Origin of the sequence: Borrelia recurrentis A1 (assembly GCF_000019705.1) — a bacterium.
GTDB classification, from domain to species: Bacteria; Spirochaetota; Spirochaetia; order Borreliales; family Borreliaceae; genus Borrelia; species Borrelia duttonii.
The window spans coordinates 594,616-613,800 of the sequence record NC_011244.1 but is presented as its reverse complement, the minus strand read 5'-3'; the positions used below and the strand labels follow the sequence as shown (position 1 = coordinate 613,800).

General features: G+C 27.2%; 17 protein-coding genes and 1 tRNA gene. 6 read left to right on the top strand and 12 right to left on the bottom strand.

Features of this window, described 5'->3' with window-relative positions; translation table 11 throughout:
* Positions 1 to 48: 48 nt before the first annotated feature.
* From pyrG to BRE_RS02915, 4 genes are all read right to left on the bottom strand, one after another.
* Positions 49 to 1,659 carry a glutamine hydrolyzing CTP synthase gene (pyrG, locus tag BRE_RS02930; RefSeq protein ID WP_156768694.1) on the bottom strand — a complete coding sequence of 537 codons (1,611 nt, stop codon included), beginning with the start codon at positions 1,657 to 1,659 and terminating at the stop codon, positions 49 to 51.
* 272 nt (positions 1,660 to 1,931) lie between these two features.
* A complete protein-coding gene (locus BRE_RS02925; protein WP_232212697.1) occupies positions 1,932 to 2,735 on the bottom strand; it encodes an ABC transporter permease in 804 nt (267 codons plus the stop codon).
* Between the two features lie 70 nt (positions 2,736 to 2,805).
* The gene (locus BRE_RS02920; RefSeq protein WP_012539003.1) at positions 2,806 to 3,627 is read right to left on the bottom strand and encodes an ATP-binding cassette domain-containing protein; all 822 of its coding nucleotides are present in this window, start codon (positions 3,625 to 3,627) and stop codon (positions 2,806 to 2,808) included.
* Between the two features lie 61 nt (positions 3,628 to 3,688).
* Positions 3,689 to 4,753 (bottom strand): glycosyltransferase family 2 protein, encoded by a 1,065-nt coding sequence (locus BRE_RS02915; RefSeq protein WP_012539002.1) that lies wholly within the window; start codon positions 4,751 to 4,753, stop codon positions 3,689 to 3,691.
* Between the two features lie 216 nt (positions 4,754 to 4,969).
* On the opposite strand from BRE_RS02915, the gene pyrH reads away from it, so the two are divergent.
* Together pyrH and BRE_RS02905 are read left to right on the top strand one after the other, a co-directional pair.
* Entirely contained in the window at positions 4,970 to 5,659 is a 690-nt protein-coding gene (gene pyrH, locus BRE_RS02910) for a UMP kinase (protein ID WP_012538321.1), read from the top strand.
* An 8-nt stretch (positions 5,660 to 5,667) separates the two neighbouring features.
* A tRNA-Leu gene (locus BRE_RS02905) sits at positions 5,668 to 5,751 on the top strand.
* Between the two features lie 6 nt (positions 5,752 to 5,757).
* Here the strand turns inward: BRE_RS02905 and BRE_RS02900 are convergent.
* From BRE_RS02900 to BRE_RS02870, 7 genes are all read right to left on the bottom strand, one after another.
* On the bottom strand, positions 5,758 to 7,101 hold the full coding sequence (locus tag BRE_RS02900; RefSeq protein WP_012539001.1) for a Sapep family Mn(2+)-dependent dipeptidase: 1,344 nt from the start codon (positions 7,099 to 7,101) through the stop codon (positions 5,758 to 5,760).
* Between the two features lie 42 nt (positions 7,102 to 7,143).
* Positions 7,144 to 7,518 carry a response regulator gene (locus BRE_RS02895; protein ID WP_012539000.1) on the bottom strand — a complete coding sequence of 125 codons (375 nt, stop codon included), beginning with the start codon at positions 7,516 to 7,518 and terminating at the stop codon, positions 7,144 to 7,146.
* Between the two features lie 36 nt (positions 7,519 to 7,554).
* On the bottom strand, positions 7,555 to 9,327 hold the full coding sequence (locus BRE_RS02890) for a BB0569 family chemotaxis protein (protein WP_041178135.1): 1,773 nt from the start codon (positions 9,325 to 9,327) through the stop codon (positions 7,555 to 7,557).
* Positions 9,327 to 10,478: a chemotaxis protein CheB gene (locus BRE_RS02885; RefSeq protein ID WP_012538998.1), complete on the bottom strand. Its 1,152-nt coding sequence runs from the start codon at positions 10,476 to 10,478 to the stop codon at positions 9,327 to 9,329. The genes BRE_RS02890 and BRE_RS02885 overlap by 1 nt, the downstream gene beginning before the upstream one ends.
* A 61-nt stretch (positions 10,479 to 10,539) precedes the next feature.
* The gene (locus BRE_RS02880; RefSeq protein WP_012538997.1) at positions 10,540 to 12,681 is read right to left on the bottom strand and encodes a chemotaxis protein CheA; all 2,142 of its coding nucleotides are present in this window, start codon (positions 12,679 to 12,681) and stop codon (positions 10,540 to 10,542) included.
* A gap of 23 nt (positions 12,682 to 12,704) precedes the next feature.
* Positions 12,705 to 13,016: an STAS domain-containing protein gene (locus BRE_RS02875; RefSeq protein ID WP_041178134.1), complete on the bottom strand. Its 312-nt coding sequence runs from the start codon at positions 13,014 to 13,016 to the stop codon at positions 12,705 to 12,707.
* A gap of 14 nt (positions 13,017 to 13,030) precedes the next feature.
* A complete protein-coding gene (locus BRE_RS02870; RefSeq protein ID WP_012538995.1) occupies positions 13,031 to 13,564 on the bottom strand; it encodes a chemotaxis protein CheW in 534 nt (177 codons plus the stop codon).
* A 338-nt stretch (positions 13,565 to 13,902) separates the two neighbouring features.
* Here BRE_RS02870 and BRE_RS02865 point away from each other — a divergent pair, with 338 nt between their 5' ends.
* From BRE_RS02865 to BRE_RS02855, 3 genes are all read left to right on the top strand, one after another.
* Complete coding sequence (locus BRE_RS02865) at positions 13,903 to 14,412, top strand: BAPKO_0422 family outer member beta-barrel protein (protein ID WP_012538994.1); 510 nt, start codon at positions 13,903 to 13,905, stop codon at positions 14,410 to 14,412.
* A gap of 214 nt (positions 14,413 to 14,626) precedes the next feature.
* On the top strand, positions 14,627 to 15,145 hold the full coding sequence (locus tag BRE_RS02860; protein WP_012538993.1) for a BAPKO_0422 family outer member beta-barrel protein: 519 nt from the start codon (positions 14,627 to 14,629) through the stop codon (positions 15,143 to 15,145).
* 123 nt (positions 15,146 to 15,268) lie between these two features.
* Positions 15,269 to 15,805, top strand: coding sequence for a BAPKO_0422 family outer member beta-barrel protein (locus tag BRE_RS02855; protein WP_012538992.1), 537 nt, complete (start codon positions 15,269 to 15,271; stop codon positions 15,803 to 15,805).
* Positions 15,806 to 15,819: 14 nt separating this feature from the next.
* On the opposite strand, the gene gnd is transcribed toward BRE_RS02855, so the two are convergent.
* A complete protein-coding gene (gnd, locus tag BRE_RS02850; protein ID WP_012538991.1) occupies positions 15,820 to 17,214 on the bottom strand; it encodes a decarboxylating NADP(+)-dependent phosphogluconate dehydrogenase in 1,395 nt (464 codons plus the stop codon).
* 114 nt (positions 17,215 to 17,328) lie between these two features.
* Between gnd and htpG the strand changes: the two genes are divergently transcribed.
* Positions 17,329 to 19,176 carry a molecular chaperone HtpG gene (htpG, locus tag BRE_RS02845; RefSeq protein ID WP_012538990.1) on the top strand — a complete coding sequence of 616 codons (1,848 nt, stop codon included), beginning with the start codon at positions 17,329 to 17,331 and terminating at the stop codon, positions 19,174 to 19,176.
* The last annotated feature ends 9 nt before the right edge of the window (positions 19,177 to 19,185 follow it).

Here is a 19,185-nt window from a genome sequence, read left to right as displayed (position 1 = left end):
CACCTACAAAACATGTTGAATTTATAAAATAAAATCAAATTTTCAAAATTAAAGACATGCTTTTACTAATCCTACAAAAAGTTTAGACGGACTTTCCAATCTAGTAATAAGCTCAGGATGAAACTGACAAGCCACAAAAAATTTATTTTTAGGTATCTCTATTATTTTTACTATTTGAAAATCTTCAGAAAACCCAGAAACAACAAGACCATACTTGTTAAATAAATCAAGATAATCATTATTAACTTCATATCTATGCCTAAATCTCTCAATAATCATATCATTTCCATAAAGTTTAAAAGCAAGAGTATCTTTTTTAAGTAAAACGGGATATCCTCCAAGTCGCATTGTAGCACCCTTATTCTCAAGTTCTTTTTGTTCAGATAACAAATGAATAACAGGATTTATAGAATTCAACATAGTATTATCTTCAGATAAAACTTCTTCAGTATCAGCATCAAATATCCCACAAACATTACGCGCAAACTCAATAACTGCAAGTTGCATTCCAAGACAAATACCAAGAAAAGGAATATTATTCTCACGAGCATATTTAATTGCACGAATCTTACCTTCATACCCTCGGCTCCCAAATCCGCCAGGCACAACTATGCCATCTACACCTTCCATCATTTTCTCATCAAAATTAATACCGTCAATGACAGTTGTCTTAACTAATATATCCAAATTGGCAGAAACATGAGTTAAAGACTCAAATATTGATGCATAAGAATCACCAAGTTCAGTATATTTACCACAAATAGCAATATTTACAACCTTTTGGGGCGAGAGAAGATTTTTCTTTATTACATTTACTAACTTTTCAAGACCATCCACCTTAGGTGTAACATTAATTTTCAGTTTTGAACCTAAAATTTTATGCAATCCTTGTTTATAAAAAGATATAGGTATTTCATAAATAGTTGCAACATCAATATTATCAACAATGCAAGAGGCATCAACATTACAAAACATTGCTATCTTATCTCTTATTTGCCTTGTTAAGAGTTGAGAACTTCTTGCAATAATTAAATCAGGAAAAATTCCAGCTTTATTTAAGGTCTTAACACTCTGTTGAGTAGGTTTAGATTTTTGTTCATTTATTCCAGCAGGATTTGGAATATAAGTTAAATGAACAAAAGCAATATTATCAATTCCAATGTCATACCTTATCTGTCTCATTGTCTCAATAAACAAGATATTCTCCATATCTCCCACAGTACCACCAATTTCAATAACTAAAAGTTCACTATGCTCTTCTCTAGCAATATTTAAAATTGTCTCTTTAATTTCATTAGTAACATGAGGAATAAGCTGTACAGTTCTACCTAAATACTTTCCACGCCTCTCATTTTCAAGAATACTTTTATATATTTTTCCCATTGTAATATTCCAAGTAGATTTAGAATTTTGGTTTAAAAATCTCTCATAATGACCAAAATCCATATCAACTTCTCCACCATCATCAAGAACAAAAACTTCTCCATGTTCAACAGGATTAATAGTCCCAGGATCAGTATTTAAATAACCATCACATTTAATTGGTGTTATTTTCAAATTATCCTTAAACAATCTTGCAATACTTGCAGAAGTAACCCCTTTACCTATTCCAGAAATTACACCACCTGTTATTACTAAAATCTTTAGATTATCCATTATTAACACCCTCCAAATAAACTCAATACGCAATACAAAGGCCCACAAAGCCTTTAACTACATTTTAAAATGTCATAAATTCTTGAGACAATTCACTACTATAAAAAGACTTATACAAATTAAAAATAATATTTTAATCATCTCTATACAAAATAAATGTTTTATATAATATTTATATACAGACAAAAGATTACCTTTAAGTTAAAACTTTAAACAAAAATATTAATTATAGAAATTAACATTTAATTAATTCAAAAATCAATCATGACCCATTGTTAAGCATGAAGTATATGCGCATAAATTACATAAAGAAGTAAAAATGTTACAAAGCAAAAGACAAATATAACGAAAAAAGACATCAAACCCACTAAAATATTAGAATTAATTTTTTTAGTACTTAAATTGCCCACATTTCTAAGCAGAAAATATGAATAAAAACAACTACATAATGCAAAAGACATACTAATATACTTAATGAAATAATACTCTCCCCACTTATCAAAATTATTTTTAAGTTCAAATAAGTAGTTATTAACAAAAAACATCATAAAATCAAATAAGACAATCAATGCTGCATAACATAAACTTATAATAACAACTGATTTAAAAAAAGAAAATCTCTTAAATACAATTCTAAATAACAATAACATAGAAAATCCAACAAAATAAATAAAATAAGTATTGCCAACAAACATAAAAAACACATTAAAAGATAGACTCTTTGCTTGATTGCCCAAAAAAAGCTTTTTATCTAATAACACAGTTATATTTACACCCATATAACAACAAATGACTACAAACAAAGGAAATAGAAATAAAAATTTAGACAAAACAAACAAATATTTCTCTAAAGTAGAAACAGGTAAAGACAAATAAAATACATTTTTAAGTGGATCATGAATCGACTTAAAATCACTAAACATATTATATATTGAAACGCAATACATCATACAAAATAAAATCAAAAAAAATACTGTATTGGATAACGAATCATCAACAACCAAAAGTTCAACTAAATTCAAATCCAAATAACTTTTGAATAAAACATGAATTAAAGGAAAAATCAAAAAAATTGACATAAAAAAGTAAAAATAAAATTGCTTATGATAAACAAAATCTATATTAAATAATAAAAAAAATCTCTTTAAACTAAACATTCGAAAAATCCTTTAAACCATCATTAACAACATATAAAAAGAAAAATTCAATATCAAAATTATTATTATCAAAAGTACCACTTTCATAATAAAGTGATTTAAATCTATCTTTTACTTTTTCATAATAAAGTTCTTCTCCATCTAATTTATCTACAATCTTAACTTTATAATTATTTTTAATATGAGACACTGAATCTGAAAAGAGAACATTATTATTACCAATAATGATCAAATGCTCTACAATATCTGATAAATCTCTAACATTATGTCCTGTAATAAAAACCATCGTATTTCTTAAATTACTCAAAATATATCTAAAAACATTTTTTGACGCAATATCAAGCCCATTTGTAGGCTCATCAAATATCAAAACAGGAACGCCTGTAGCAATAGAGAAAGCAATAATACTTTTTTTCTTCTGTCCATATGACGCAGATGATAACTTAAGATTAATATCTAATTCAAATCTTAATAAATATTCCTTAAAATCTTCTTCCTTAAAATTTGGATAAAATTTACACAAAGATTTATAATAATCATTTAAAGAAATATCAGGCAAAGAAAACTCTTCCGGAACAAAAAATAAATTTACTAAATTTAAAGGATTTCTTGGAAAAGTCTTTAAAGAATTAAATAATATCTCTCCTTCAGATGGATTTAAAAGTCCACTAATAAGCCTAAGCAAAGTGGTTTTTCCTACTCCATTTTTACCAAGAACCAAATAATTTTGAGGCTTTTCAACAGATAAATTTACATTAAAATAAACATTAGTTTTATAATACGAAAATGCAATATCTCGAAATTCTATTTTCAACCAAAATTCTCCTTCAGCCCCATTATAAAATAGTATAAAAATAAATACAAGAATTAAAATACTAATTTTTCAAGAAAGCCTTATACATAAATATGGAAAAATTAACATACAATACAGAACTCAGATTCCAAATTTTTAACATCATTTTTGGCAAAGTTTGTAACTCACTAAATCTGGAATTTTTAAGACTTCCATAATAATTTTGAAATTCTTTTGAATTTTTAACTTCATTAAGAACAAAAATGAGTTTTGCTTTATGAGCTTTATATACAAGTTTATCCTTAATATGCCAATTTATAACATAAACTTGCTTAAAAGAAATATAATAATAAAGTTGCAAATAAAATTTTTTATAATATTCAAAATATTTTTCAAACAACCCTTCTTCTTTTAAAAGATTTTCTACAACTTTAAGAGACATATTTACCTTACTAATAACACTAATTGATGAACTCGCACTTCCCATCCTTTGAAAATTAGTATAAAAATAATTATTTACAAAAGAAACTTTCTTTGCTTTTAAAAAAGCATGTAGCATAAAAACTATATCCTCTAGTATTACATCATTAAATTTAACATTATTACTTACAATCAAATCTCTTCTAATCAATTTATCCCACACTGTACCTACAACAAAATTTTTTTTATAAAAACTAGAAAAAACAGTCAATAATAAATTCTTAAAAGCCTCTTCACCGGTTATTGGATAATTAGGAAAAGGAAGAACTGACTTTCTTTTAATCTTTCTTGCAAGAAAATAAATATAAAACTGAGAACAAACAATATCTGAATTATCAGCTTTTGCCCTATTATATAGTACCTCAAGCATAGTATTCTCAATAAAATCATCACTATCCCAATAAACTATATATTCTCCCTCAGATTTCTCAAAACCATTATTCCTAGCAACGGATATTCCCATATTTTTCTGATTAATAACTTTAATAAAATCATATTTCTCCGCAAATTTTTGAGCTATCTTTAAGCTTTGATCATAAGAACCATCATTTACCAATATAATTTCTTTATCTCGCAATGTCTGATTAACAGCGTTCTTCAACATCGTTTCAAGGGTACTCTCAGCATTAAAAAAACAAATAATCACAGAAACCTTGTACTTATACATAAAATCCTCCTAACTAAATACCTACCTAAGCAAAACCTGTAAACAATTTAATATAATAAATATTCTTAACTATAAGATATAAGGAAACATTGCACAATATAGTATAGTTAATAAGGTAATATGATTTTAAATCATATTTTCCAACAACCTGAATATAAATATACTATATAATACAAATTTAAATAAAAAAATAACCGACTCAAATAAGGAGTTTAGATGATAAAGATAATTAGTCTTGGGGGAGGGATAATCAATCCTAATCACATTAATACAACATACATTAAAAATTTAAAAAATCTTATTTTTCAATGGATAAAAAAAGAACATAACAGAAAAGTTATTTTAATTACAGGAGGCGGAAAAACAGCAAGAGAATATCAAGATGCTTATAAGCAAATTAATCCTAAATTTAAAAATCATGAACTCGATGAAATTGGAATAATGGCAACTAAACTAAATGCAACTCTTATAAGCAAAGCAATGCAACCATTTTGCATTAACGATATTGTAAGCAATCCAACTGAAGATTTTCAATTTAAAGGACAAATATTAGTTGCATCAGGATGGAAATCAGGATTTTCAACAGATTATATTACCGTAAAATTTGCCGAAAAGTTCAATTCAAACGAAATAATTAATTTAACCAATATTGATCAAATATATGATAAAGATCCAAAAAAATATAATGATGCAAAAGGATTTAAAAACATCACTTGGAATAAATTACAAAATATCGTAGGAAAAGATTGGGAACCTGGTTCACATTTACCATTTGATCCAATAGCAACAGAACTAGCATTAAAACTTGGAATTAAAGCTTATATACTTAATGGCACTGATCTTACAAATTTACAAAAAGTTTTTGATAAAAATGATGATTTTTTAGGAACTATTGTAGTAAAATAAAATCTATTGCCGGTATGGCGGAATTGGTAGACGCGTCAGACTCAAAATCTGATGAGAGCAATCTCGTGTCGGTTCGACTCCGACTACCGGTACTATTTTTAAGTATTAAGTTTTTCAACAGCATTCTTATAAATCAAAATAAGATCCATAAGTTCATTTTCATTAATATACTCATTAACCTGATGGGCTGTATTATCTGAACCTTTAAATAATGGTCCAAAAGCAACACAATTTTTCAAAGCTCTTGAATAAGTTGCACCACCAATAGAAATAGGATTAACATCACTCTCTCCTGTAAAATTCTGATAAACTTCCATTAAAGATGAAATAAATTTTAAATTAGAATCAACATAAAGAGGATCAAGAAAAGAAACTTCACTATAATTTAGAGAATATAAATCTAAAGTTTTCTTTATTAAACTTACCAAATCTTCCCTTTTATAACTTATAGGATACCTCATATCAAAAGACAAGATTTGATTAGATGTTTTAGACAATTTAATTTTTGTTAAACAAAGAGTAAGTTTTCCAGATTGCAAATCTTCCAAAACCTTCCCAAACAATTTCTCTCCATTGATAGTAAAACCAATCCTGTCTTCAAAAAAAGCAATAAAATTACTTCTTATTCCTAAAGATTTAATAATATCTAATGCATAAGGAGCAACATTAACACCAAGTTCAGGTAAAGAGGCATGAGCAGAAATGCCATGAATTAAAACATTGTTTTCAAAAAACTTATATCTAATTTTACCATCAAAATTATCAAGTAAGATTCTAAAATCATCTTTATTAGCATCACCAAGCTCAAAAGAACATTCATCAGGAATAACATTATACCCTATGCCAAGCTCAAGATTCATAAAAAATTTTTCATCACTAATAACATCAAATTGCAATAACCCCTTCTCAGCATTAACAATAGGAAAATCACCATCAGGAGTAAAAGAAAAATCAGGAATCTCTTCTTTAATCTTATACTGCTCAATACAACGCCATTTAGTCTCTTCATCTGTGCCAAAAATCACTCTAAATCTCTTCTTAAAACAAATTTTCTCTAATAGCAACATTTTAAAAGCATAAAGAACAGCCATTAAAGGTCCCTTATCATCTAAAATACCCCTAGCATAAACTCTTCCATCTCGAAAACCAAGTTCAAAAGGATTTGAATGCCATTTGGATATGCTGCCAGCATCAACAACATCAATATGAGTTAAAATACCTATAAGTTCATCGCCCTGACCCATTTCAGCAAAACCATAATATCCATCTGGATCTTTATAAACTTTAAAACCAATATCTCGAGCAATTTCTAATACTTTATCTCGACATAAATCAATTTGTTCTCCAAAAGGCTTACTTTTTAATGCAGGAGCATTAACACTATTAAATTTAATTAATTCTCCTAAATGAAAATAAAACTGTTTATCTAGCTTAAAACTCATAAGACTAAACCTTACGATAATCTAAAAATAAAAATATAAAAATTAAAATATTTTTGATATTGTTTGCATAAGAGTATTGGGATTGAAAGGTTTAACAAGCCAACCAGTAGCGCCAGCTTTACGACCTTCATCAACTTTCGATTGTTCAGATTCAGTAGTTAAAACAAGTATTGGAACAAAACTTCCAAGCTCTCTTATCTCCTTTATCACTCCTATTCCATCTAAATTAGGCATATTGATATCTGTAATTACTAGATCAAAATCTTTATCACTCTGTCCCACAGCTTCCTTAAATTTAGATACACCCTCAAGACCATCTTGAGCCTCAGCAACCGCAAAACCATTCTGCTCCAAAATATAAGCAACACTTTGCCTAATAGCTCTATTGTCATCTATAACCAAAATCCTTTTTTGCATGAAACGCTCCTAAACCCATATAAAAGTATACAAAAGTTAGAATAAAATTACACTACCCTCATCAAATGAATGAACATCCTTTTCATCTTCAATAAGCGATAATAAATACTTCTTGTGAACAAACAAAGTAAATCTATTAGCAATTCTGCGAATAAACTCTTTATCCTCCACCTCAATACACTTAAGATCGTGTTTTAATAACTCTGAATTAAGATTACTATTAATATCATTTTCTATGTCAATTAAAATCTTTTCAATATTTATAAGATCCTCTCGTAAAGCTTTTATACTATGAATATCTAATTTTACCTCTTCAAATATTTCCAAAAAATTAACGGGAAACATTTCATAAGATAATACATGATCAATAGCTAGCCTTTTTATTTCAAAAATATTACTCTTTATCTCTATAAACAATTTCTTAAACTTATTAAAATAATTTTTTTCAATATAAAAGCGATTGTCACAATCTTTTACAACTTTTTCAAAAAAAAATATTATTTGAGATAAAAATTCCCGTCCTTTAGTAATATTTAAATCAATATTATTAATAATTTTGGACATTTCAGAAATATTGCCTTCCATATCTTCAAGTTCAATTCTCTTTACAACCTCTATTTTAGATGCTATATTGATATTTTGAAATCTAGAAGAAATAGCTGAAATATTTGAAAACATTAATTCTAAAGATTTAACAAGCTTAATTTGTTCATAATAAAGATTTAAAAAATTAGAATTATTTTTCTCAACATCATCTATTCTCCTAAGTAAATTTAATAAGATAATAGAACAAGCTTCAACAGACTTTGAAATATCAACATATGAAGAATTATCTGATTTTAAATCATTAATAACTTGAATAGAAGAAATAGATGTATCAATAAATTCTTCAAAAGCCATACAATTCTCATCTAATTTAGAAATAACATCCCTAATTATCATTTTAGACGAATCTGTAAAAACAGATAAAACTTTTAATTTTTGAATTTCACTTATATCCCTAAATTTAAAAACATCAATGCTAGAATACATAACATTTAAATGATGTAAAGACTGAGTAAGTCTATCTTGAAATTGTAGATAAGATACAGCATTTACAAATTTAAATTTAAATTCATTAAGTATTTTTAATACATTATCATAAAATGCAATAACTTCTCCAATACTTCCTGCAAATTCATCGATATTTTTTATCAAATCCTCTTTAAATTCTTCAAGAATTTTATTCTCAGCCGTATTATTTTCAAGTACCTGTTCCTTAGCCCGATCAAGTCCAACCTTAATATCTCTACCCTTACTAGTTAGCTGATCTGCTTGTTTAATCATAGATTGAGTTAAAGTTTTAATCTCATTTGTAATATAAGAAAAAGCACCTCCAGCTCTCCCAGCTCTCATGGCAACAGTTAGTGTATTAATCGACATTATCTCCATATCGATAGAACTTTTTTTCATTTTTTCAATTACATCTTCAAGAATTTCTATATCCTTAACCTTATCCCGTATTATACTAAATTGAGATTCAAGAATCTCAGTTGAAGAATTAAAATAAGATACAAAATCATTAAGTACTCTTATTACTTTAGATATAAAGTTATTTAAAGAATAGTCATTATCAACATCAAGATTAGAAATAAACCCAATATTAAAAGACAAATCTTTAATATCTTTAGAAAGCTTTTCTATTAACCTAGGAATCGATTTACTTAAGCTTGCATAAACTTGCCTTGAACGATTATCAAAAGTCTCAAGTTCTGTTAATACATTACCAATGTACGAATCAATATCCAAAAATTTATCATTATTTTCCATTAAGATCTCCTTAAAATACACTCAGATATTTTATTTAAAGGAAGGACCTTATCCACAGCACCTATCTTGATTGCCTCCATAGGCATACCAAATACTACAGAAGTCAATTGATCTTGTGCAATGTTATATGCACCATTATTTTTCATTTCAAGCATACAACTAGCACCATCATCCCCCATTCCCGTAAGCATAACTCCAATGGCATTCTCTCCTGCATACATAGCAGCAGAACGAAATAATACATTAACAGAAGGTTTATGTCTGCTAACTGGAGGACCATCAATTAGATGAGTAAAATAATTTCCATTAGCATATTTCACAATTAAATGATAATGACCATTTGCAATTATTACAAGACCAGGTCTTAAAATATCTCCATCTTCAGCTTCTTTTATATCAACTTCAAATTCATTATTTAAACTTTTTGCAAAAGATGTTGTAAAACCCCCAGGCATATGTTGAACAATTACAATTGGAGGAGAATCTTTTTTGAATAATTTTAAAAAAACTCTTAAAGCCTCAGTACCACCAGTTGAAGCCCCAACAAAAATAACTTTTCCTGTCTTATTTTTATTAATTACACCTTGATACTTCAGAATAACATCTGGACCATTTTTAGGAGAAACATTAATAACATCTGCAACTTTATAACTTTTGGTTATGTTAGTAATATCTCTTTCAGACTCTTTACTTTCAATCTTTTCAAAAAAATCAGGAGATTTTATTCTCTTACTTTCAAAAGAAGCTACAAACTTATGATCCACTAATTTCTTAATCTCTGATTTAATTAAATCTAAATAATCACTTCTAAATAAATTAACTGTAAGTTTAAAATTAAGTTTATTGATTATTAATTTAATTTTATCTTTTTTAGAATCAAGAAAACCAAATTTTGGATAAACTTCATTCTCTGCTATAAAAACAACAGGAAGTAAAATATTATTAAGAACATTATTAAGTGAATTTCCAAAATGTGACTTAGCCGTATTTTCATCAATAATAACTACATCAGGAAATTTTTGCAAAAAAACATTAATAAGATTTAAAGAATTAGAACCCGGATTTAATATCTCAACATCTACATCCTTAGAAAAGGCTCTAACAAAAACCTGTCTTATAAGACCTTGAATATCAATTACCAATATTTTCATTATTATTATTTAATATAAACCTACCTTTACAAAAACCAAGATATCTTACTCTAAGAATATACTACCTTATAATTTTAGTTATATTATCAACATCAATGACTAATGCCAAGCTGCCATCTCCTAGTATTGTAGCTCCCGAGACCCCTTCTACTTTAGAATAAACCTTACCTAAAGTTTTTATAACGGTTTGATGTTGTCCTAAAACCTCATCTACCACAATTCCTATTTTACCACTATTTGTGTTAACAACAACAACATGTTCACTATTACTTTTTTCATTAGATATTTCAAAAAATTCCCTCAATCTTATGAAGCTAATCATACTTCCCCTATAATCCATGACATTACCACCACTTTCAAGTCCGTATACTCTAGAATCCAATTTATCAGCCTCAAGACAAGATTCAACACTAGACAAAGGAACAATAAAATACTGATCGTAAACCCTAACAAACCATCCTTCAATAATTGCCAAAGTCAAAGGAAAAATTAATTTTATTCGGGTATATTTACCAAACTCGCTCTCAATAACTACATTCCCTCTAAGAGATTCTACCTGTTTTTTTACAACATCCATTCCAACACCACGACCCGATATATTTGTAACAACATCAGCTGTTGAAAATCCAGGCTCAAAAATTAAATTATAAATATCAACATCAGATAAAGTGCTAGATATAGCCTCAGATATTATGTTTTTCTCTATAGCTCGCTTAATTATCTTATGTTTATCAAGTCCCCTACCATCATCTTCAATAACAACAATTACAGAATCACCTGATTGTTGTGCAGAAAGTTTAATTATTCCATGGGCCTTCTTTCCGGCTTTTATTCTCTCCTCATCAGGTTCAATTCCATGATCGATTGAATTTCTAATTAAGTGTACCAAAGGCTCATTTAACCTCTCAATAATACTCTTATCAAGAACGGTATCACCACCTTGAGAATAATAATGAATTGACTTACCAAGTTGAACAGACAAATCTTTAACTATTCTTTGAAACTTTACAAATAAAATCTCAATAGGAACTGTTCTAAGTCCTGTAGTATAATCTCTAAGTTCATTAATAAGCAAAGAAAATTCAGCTGAAATTGAATTTAAAACATTATTATTACTAATCTCAGCCTCTTTAGCAAGCTTAGAGTGAATTGTCACAAGTTCACCAACAAGATTTACCAAATGATCTAACTTTTTTGAATCAACTTTAATACTAGCAATATTGACTTTACTCTTGACAGTATCATCATTAACATTATGTTCACCACTCTTAAAGGACATTTTATTATTATATAGTTCTTTTGAATGTAATAAATTTTGCTCTTTCTCAGGAAACATCTCATTAACATTTTGAGTTACATTATTTAACAAAAAAGAATCATCTGTTATCTCATACGATGCATCAACTTCCTCAATAACAAATTTCGACTGTCCATCCACAAATGTAAAAACATCCTCAATAGTACTTTTACTCTCTTCTGTCTCCAGTTTTAATTCCCACTCAACATAAACATTATCAGGAGATATCAATTCCAAATCAGGAATATTTTTCACTCTAGCCTTAACTTGTCCATTTCCCAAATTCAACAACTTTTTTAAAAAATTAATTGGTTTGTGCCCATGAAATAAAATTCCCCTTGAAGGAATAAAAAGGACCCTATAAACTTTAGTCTCAACCTTCAAAGCCTCATCTTCATATTTATTTTGATTTAAAGACAAATTTAATTCTGCTTCTTGAGAATCCAAATTAATTGACGAATTTTGAACTTTACTATTAGTAGCCAAAACTATATCTTTAACAACACCAATATCAATACCAAGTTCCTTCTTAATTGCATCTATTAAACTTTTTTCACGAGTCTTATATACAATCTCATCAATAGCTTCATCTCCTTCAATGAGTTCACGAACAAAATCAACCGCCATCAAAGTAGCATCAACAGTACTTTGATTAAATTCTTCAACACCCATCTTGATAGGATCAAGAATCGTCTCTATTTCATGCACAAGAGAAGCTGTAAAATTAAAACCAAACATCCCTGCACTACCCTTTATTGTATGAAAATTCCTAAAAATAGAATTGATAACTTCTTTTCCTGATTCAAATTCAATATTAAGAAGTGCATGTTCAATATCTGAAATATTCTCTATAGACTCTTCTTTAAAAGAATCCTTAAATTTATCAATCATATCACTACTATTCATAAATTGCCCTTAAACACATAAAATTAAAATTCAATTAAACTAAGGCCCAAATCCAAGTTATCAATATCCTCAATATCTATTAAAAATCCACCATATATTAATAAACTTAAAACCTCATCAGAAGGATATTCTATCTTTATAAATAAATTCCTATCTTTGGCATACTTATTAGAAGCATATAAAATTTGTATAAAAGTAATATCTATTTTTTCCACATTTGCAAGATTAATCACCAATGTCTCTTTTTCTTTCATATTTTTCAGAATATTTAACAGATCTTCTTTAACTTTAAAAATATTATTTACTATAAGTTCCCCTTCTGGTTTATAAATCATAAAACTCAAAGCTCCTACTCGTCATCAGGATCATTTATTGTAGTATTTTTAAATCTAGCTAGTTCTTTAATATTAAACAAATTTTTTACATCAAGAATAACAACAAATTTATCATTACATTTACCAATACCAGATATAAATTTTGAATTGAAACCCGCACCAATCCTTGGAGCATCATCAATATCAGATGAACTCAACTCAAGAACCTCTTTAACATGATCCACTAAAATTCCAAGATTCAACTCATCGCCTTCATATATTAAAGTCAATATAATAATATTTGAAGTATTAATTTCTTTTTTCTTAACTTCATCATCGCTAACCTTACGCTCTTCCATGCCAAATTGTTTTCTAATATCAATTATTGGCACTATCTTTCCTCTATTGTTGATTATCCCTGCCATATAATCAGGAGTTCTTGGTATCTTTGAGATTTTAGTATATTCCAATACTTCAACAACATATTTAATCTCAATTGCATAAAGTTCATCTAAACTAAATAGAAGATACTGATTTAATGTATCTTGCATATCTACCTCTAATTCCATAAGTGCCTCTTAATAATATAACTAACTAAAATAAATTCCATAGGTTTTATTTAAATTTATGTACCTAAAAACACCAGTCATGTATCAATTATAAATCAAAAACCTCAATACTAAACAAATATCAAACGTTCAAATATTACACATAACAAAAATACAACCTAATATAATTATCCTACAAAATATAAACAAAAATATAAATGCCAATCAATAATTAAAAAAATAACAACACGTAATAATTTACACTGAATGTAATAAATATATTTTCTTTATTACAATAAATTGAATTATATCAATACAGAATTAAATTTCTATATTAAATCTTTATTAAAGGAGAACCCATGAAACAAAAAAATATATTTATCTTAATACTGTTATTATTGTCAACATCTGCTTTTGCTAATTCAACAGCAAGAAGTAATTTTGGAATAGGAATTTTATTACCATTTCCAATTGCATTAGAATTAAACATTGAAAACTTTGACATAGACTTAGGAATTTATAATGGAGCAAACAATCTTTTTCAAAATTGGCAAACTTTATTTCTTGCAATAGACTACATATTTTATATGCACACTTTTAAAGAATTAAATCAAATGCTTAACTTTTCGATTGGTGGTGGCGGATATGGAACAATATGGTTCGCCAGATGGAATCATACACACACAAATAGTGGTCCAATAAGCATAGGAGCCAGATTGCCACTAATATTAAATCTTGCAATATTTATAAAAAAATTTGACGTATTTTTAAAAGTAGCACCTGGTCTTGGAATTAATATTTGGAATGGAGGAGCTGGATTTAGATGGGAAATATTTGCTGCTCTTGGTATTAGGTATTGGTTTACATAAAATTTATAAAGAGAAGTATCAATTACTTCTCTTTATAAATAAAACAATCAATACAATACAATGATAATACAATTTACACTAAATAAGTAAACTGCTACAATACAATCTTATTTAAAATTTGACAATATAAATTTTATACAAAATAATAACTAATATTGATTACGTTATTTTCAAAAATTAAACATACACTTAAAATGAGAGGATTCATTATCAAATGAAAAAAACAATTTTTATTTTTATATTAATAAATTATTTTAATAGCACAGCAAAAGATGAATATACAAAAAACAAAGGTTATTTTGGAATTGGAATACTAGGACCATTTCCAAATGCAATACAACTTAATTTAGCAAAAAACATTGAAATAGAATTTGGAATTTACAATGGACTCAAAAATCTATTCCAAAACTTTAATACATTATTTGCATCTATAGAATTCAATATATTCTCATCAAATTCATTTAATAAACCTAAACCCATAAATACATCACTTGGAATAGGAATTTATGGATTATGGTGGATATCTAAATGGCAAAAAACACATGAAATATATAATTCAACAAATATAGGCATTAAAATTTCGCTATCCTTAATTTTACCAATTCTTAAAAGACATTTTGATTTGTTTTTAAAAGTAGGACCAGGAATAAAAATATGGGGAATAGGACATGATTATCCAAAACACAAATGGGAAGTATTTGCTGGACTTGGTATAAAACTTTGGGTTGCATAAAAAATACAAAATATCATTAACATTAATCATCAAAAAATTCAACTAAGAAGATTTGTATATAAAATTTATTAATCATTAAAAATAAAATATAATGAGATAAAAACATGAATTGTTGGGGACATCATGCAAAAAATAATGATAATAATACTAACATCAAGTATGTGGATCAATTCATTTGGTAAAAGTTCATATTTAGATAGAAAAATAGGATTTGGTGGAAGTATTGGAAATCCAATATTTAATTATATTATGTCATTTCCATTTATTGATATTGAAATAGGCTATGGAGGAACTAATGGGATTAAATTACCACAAAGTATACTCAAATCTAAAAAATATGATTTTAATGTATTTGTACTCTCAGCCATTGATTTAATATTTACAATATCATTAATAGAAAAACTATCTATCGGAACAGGAATTGGAGGAAATATACACATCTCATCCAACAAATCAAATTTTAAAAGCATGGAAGCGGGTTTTGGATTTAGAATTCCAATAGCTATTTTTTACGATATAACAGAAAATATAGAAATTGGATTTAAAATGGCACCTTCAATAGAATTTGTATCAAATCCACAATCTATCGCATACCATTATCTTTACTCAGGATTTAAAATAAATATCATAGGAGGAATGTTCATTAAATATTATATTTAAATACATAACCTAAATTATTCCCAACTACTATGAAAAAATTCACCCCTATTTGAATCTATTCTCTCAAAGCTGTGTGCACCAAAAAAATCTCTCTGGGCCTGAATTAAATTTGCTGGCAAATAATTAGTAGAATAAGAGTCTAGAAAAGAAAGACTTGCATAAAATGCTGGCAATGGTATCCCAATTTCACTGGCCTTTGAAACTATACGCCTTAAAGATTTATGATGATTCTTTATTATATCTAAAAAATAATCATCAAAAAGCAAATTAATAAGATGTGGATTTTTATCGTAAGCTAACTTAATTTTATCTAAAAAAACACTCTTAATAATACAACCTTCTCTCCAAATTAAAGAAATTTTTCCTAAATTCAAATCCCAAAGATAATTAGCTGATGCATTCTTAAGAATCATAAATCCTTGAGAATAAGCTAATATTTTAGCAACTAAAAGAGAATAATAGAGATCTAAAATCCAATCACTCAGATCAAATTCAACAAAGTCCACATCCATTTTAAGGATATCACTAGCAATTACTCGTTCATGTTTTAATATTGACAAAAACCTTGCAAACATAGATTCAAAAATCAAATTTGCTGGTACATTTAAATGCAAAGCTTCAATTGATACCCACTTTCCAGTACCTTTTTGATTTGCAACATCTAAAATTTTATCAATTAAATATTCATTATTCTCTTTATATTTTAAAATTTTAGATGTTATTTCTATCAAATAACTAGATAGTTCACCTTCTGACCACTTATCAAATACTTCAGCAATTCTCAAATTATCTAAATTAAAAGCCCTCTTCATAAAAAAATATGCTTCACCAATAAGTTGCATATCGGCATATTCAATTCCATTATGAACCATCTTTACATAATGCCCAACTCCATCTTTACCCAAATAAGCAGAACAAACATCCCCCTCATTAGTCTTAGCAGCTATTTTATTTAAAATAGGTTCTATTAATTCATAAGCTTTTTTATTACCTCCATACATAAACGAAGCTCCAAATCTTGCGCCTCTCTCACCACCTGAAATTCCAAGCCCAACAAAATAAATATCCCTAGAAGATAATTCTTGCTCTCTTCTTATAGTATCTTTATAATAAGAATTACCACCATCAATAATAATATCGAATTTTTCAACAAAAGGTAAAATTTGCTCAATAACTTCATCAACAGCCGAATTTGATACCATCAAAATAATCTTTCTGGGTTTTTTTAAACTTCTAATAAAAGTCTCAATATCGCTTACACCACTAATTTTTTTATGAGAATTATTTGCAAGAAAAACTTCTGTTTTTTCATTATCCCTATTATAAACATAAACATTAAAACCATTATCAGCAATGTTTAATGCCAAATTACTACCCATAACTCCTAATCCATAAATACCAATATCCATTGCATTATCCCCTATCGTATTTTTTTCATAGAAAAATTATTTATTCATTATTTTTAGATTATGTTATATTATAAAAAAAGTAAAGATTAAACGAATACAAGATAGGAGAATTCTATGAAAAAACAATTTGATACAGAAGTCAATGATTTACTTTATTTAATCATACATTCTCTTTACTCACATAAAGAAATATTTTTAAGAGAATTAATATCAAATGCTTCTGATGCCATTGATAAACTTAAATTTTTAAACATCACAGATGAAAAATTTAAAGACATAAAATTAGATCCTCGAATAGATATAAATTTTGATGAAAAATCCATCACAATAAAAGATAATGGAATTGGAATGAATAGAGAGGATTTAATTAGTCACCTCGGAACAATTGCAAAATCAGGCACTAAAGAATTTATGAACAACTTAAAAAAAGATGAAAAAAAAGCTTCAAGCCTAATTGGACAATTTGGTGTTGGTTTTTACAGTGCTTTTATTGTAGCAAACAAAGTTGAAGTTATAACAAAAAAAGCTCTAGATAATATTGCATATATTTGGTCTAGTGATGGAAAAACAGGATATGAAATCAATGAAACAAATAAAGATGAGAATGGAACTGAAATAATACTTCACCTTAATAAAGAGGGAACCGAATATGCTAACAAATGGAAAATTCAAGAAATTATAAAAAAATACTCAAATCATATAAGCTATCCTATTTTTATTAAATATAGAGAACCTATAATGAAGGATGGCAAACAAGAAGGATTTGAAGAGAAAGAAGATAAATTAAATGATACAACAGCTATTTGGACAAAAAATAAAAATGAAATCTCTAATGAAGAATATAATGAATTTTATAAAAATTTAGCTTTTGATTATGAAAATCCATTAATTCATATTCATACAAAAGCCGAGGGAAGTATTGAATACACAAATCTTTTCTACGTTCCAAGTAAAGCTTCCTATGACCTATATTATCCAAATACTAAACCTGGGGTAAAATTATTTATAAATAGAATTTTTATTTCAGATTCTGCTGACAGCTTACTTCCAAATTACCTAAGATTTATAAAAGGAATAATAGATTGCCAAGACTTACCCCTAAATGTAAGTAGAGAAATTTTACAACAAAATAAAACATTAGCCAAAATAAAGGCATCTTCTGTAAAAAAAATACTTAGCGAACTTGAAAAATTAAGTGAAAACGACCCCACTAAATTCAATGAATTTTCTAAAGAATTTGGAAGATGCTTAAAAGAAGGAGTTTATTCCGATTTTGATAATAGAAATAAGCTAATATCTCTAATTAGATTCAAATCTTCTAATGTAAATGGATTTGTATCACTAAAAGAATATAAAGATAGAATGCCTGCAGAACAAAAAAGCATATATTACATCACTGGAGGCAAAGAAAATATTCTTAAAATCAACCCTATTGTAAATGCTTATAAAGATAGAGGATATGAAACTCTCATTATGGATGATGAGATTGACGAAGCTATTTTAAATTTTATAACAGAATATGAGGGCATTAAATTAAAAGCAATAAATAAAAATGAAACAAGTGATGAATTAAAAGATCAAAATTTCAAAAAAATAGAAGAAGAATTTCAAGACATACTGTCTAAAATAAAAGAAATATTAAAAGATCATGTTAAAGATGTTTCATTATCAGCAACCCTCGTACAAGAACCATCAGCAATAATAATTGACAGCACTGATCCTACTTATCAAATGCAAAAAATCATGCTATCAATGGGACAAGAAGTTAAAGAAACAAAACCCATTCTTGAACTTAATCCAAACAACAAAATTATTCAAAATTTAAAAAATTTAGATGATACAACCTTAGAAAAAATAAGCATCATTCTTCTTGAAGAAGCAATAATAACTTCAGGACTGCCAAGCAAAAACCCAAATCAATTTATAAACATAATAAATGAAATATTAGAAAAAAATATATAAATAAAAGTA

Excerpts from the sequence above, each read along its gene's own strand:
- BRE_RS02925 (WP_232212697.1), bottom strand. The coding sequence starts at position 2,735 with ATGTCAATTTTTTTGATTTTTCCTTTAATTCATGTTTTATTCAAAAGT.
- BRE_RS02915 (WP_012539002.1), bottom strand. The coding sequence starts at position 4,753 with ATGTATAAGTACAAGGTTTCTGTGATTATTTGTTTTTTTAATGCTGAG.
- pyrH (WP_012538321.1), top strand. The coding sequence starts at position 4,970 with ATGATAAAGATAATTAGTCTTGGGGGAGGGATAATCAATCCTAATCAC.
- BRE_RS02900 (WP_012539001.1), bottom strand. The coding sequence starts at position 7,101 with ATGAGTTTTAAGCTAGATAAACAGTTTTATTTTCATTTAGGAGAATTA.
- BRE_RS02895 (WP_012539000.1), bottom strand. The coding sequence starts at position 7,518 with ATGCAAAAAAGGATTTTGGTTATAGATGACAATAGAGCTATTAGGCAA.
- BRE_RS02890 (WP_041178135.1), bottom strand. The coding sequence starts at position 9,327 with ATGGAAAATAATGATAAATTTTTGGATATTGATTCGTACATTGGTAAT.
- BRE_RS02885 (WP_012538998.1), bottom strand. The coding sequence starts at position 10,478 with ATGAAAATATTGGTAATTGATATTCAAGGTCTTATAAGACAGGTTTTT.
- BRE_RS02880 (WP_012538997.1), bottom strand. The coding sequence starts at position 12,681 with ATGAATAGTAGTGATATGATTGATAAATTTAAGGATTCTTTTAAAGAA.
- BRE_RS02875 (WP_041178134.1), bottom strand. The coding sequence starts at position 13,016 with ATGATTTATAAACCAGAAGGGGAACTTATAGTAAATAATATTTTTAAA.
- BRE_RS02870 (WP_012538995.1), bottom strand. The coding sequence starts at position 13,564 with ATGGAATTAGAGGTAGATATGCAAGATACATTAAATCAGTATCTTCTA.
- BRE_RS02865 (WP_012538994.1), top strand. The coding sequence starts at position 13,903 with ATGAAACAAAAAAATATATTTATCTTAATACTGTTATTATTGTCAACA.
- BRE_RS02860 (WP_012538993.1), top strand. The coding sequence starts at position 14,627 with ATGAAAAAAACAATTTTTATTTTTATATTAATAAATTATTTTAATAGC.
- BRE_RS02855 (WP_012538992.1), top strand. The coding sequence starts at position 15,269 with ATGCAAAAAATAATGATAATAATACTAACATCAAGTATGTGGATCAAT.
- gnd (WP_012538991.1), bottom strand. The coding sequence starts at position 17,214 with ATGGATATTGGTATTTATGGATTAGGAGTTATGGGTAGTAATTTGGCA.
- htpG (WP_012538990.1), top strand. The coding sequence starts at position 17,329 with ATGAAAAAACAATTTGATACAGAAGTCAATGATTTACTTTATTTAATC.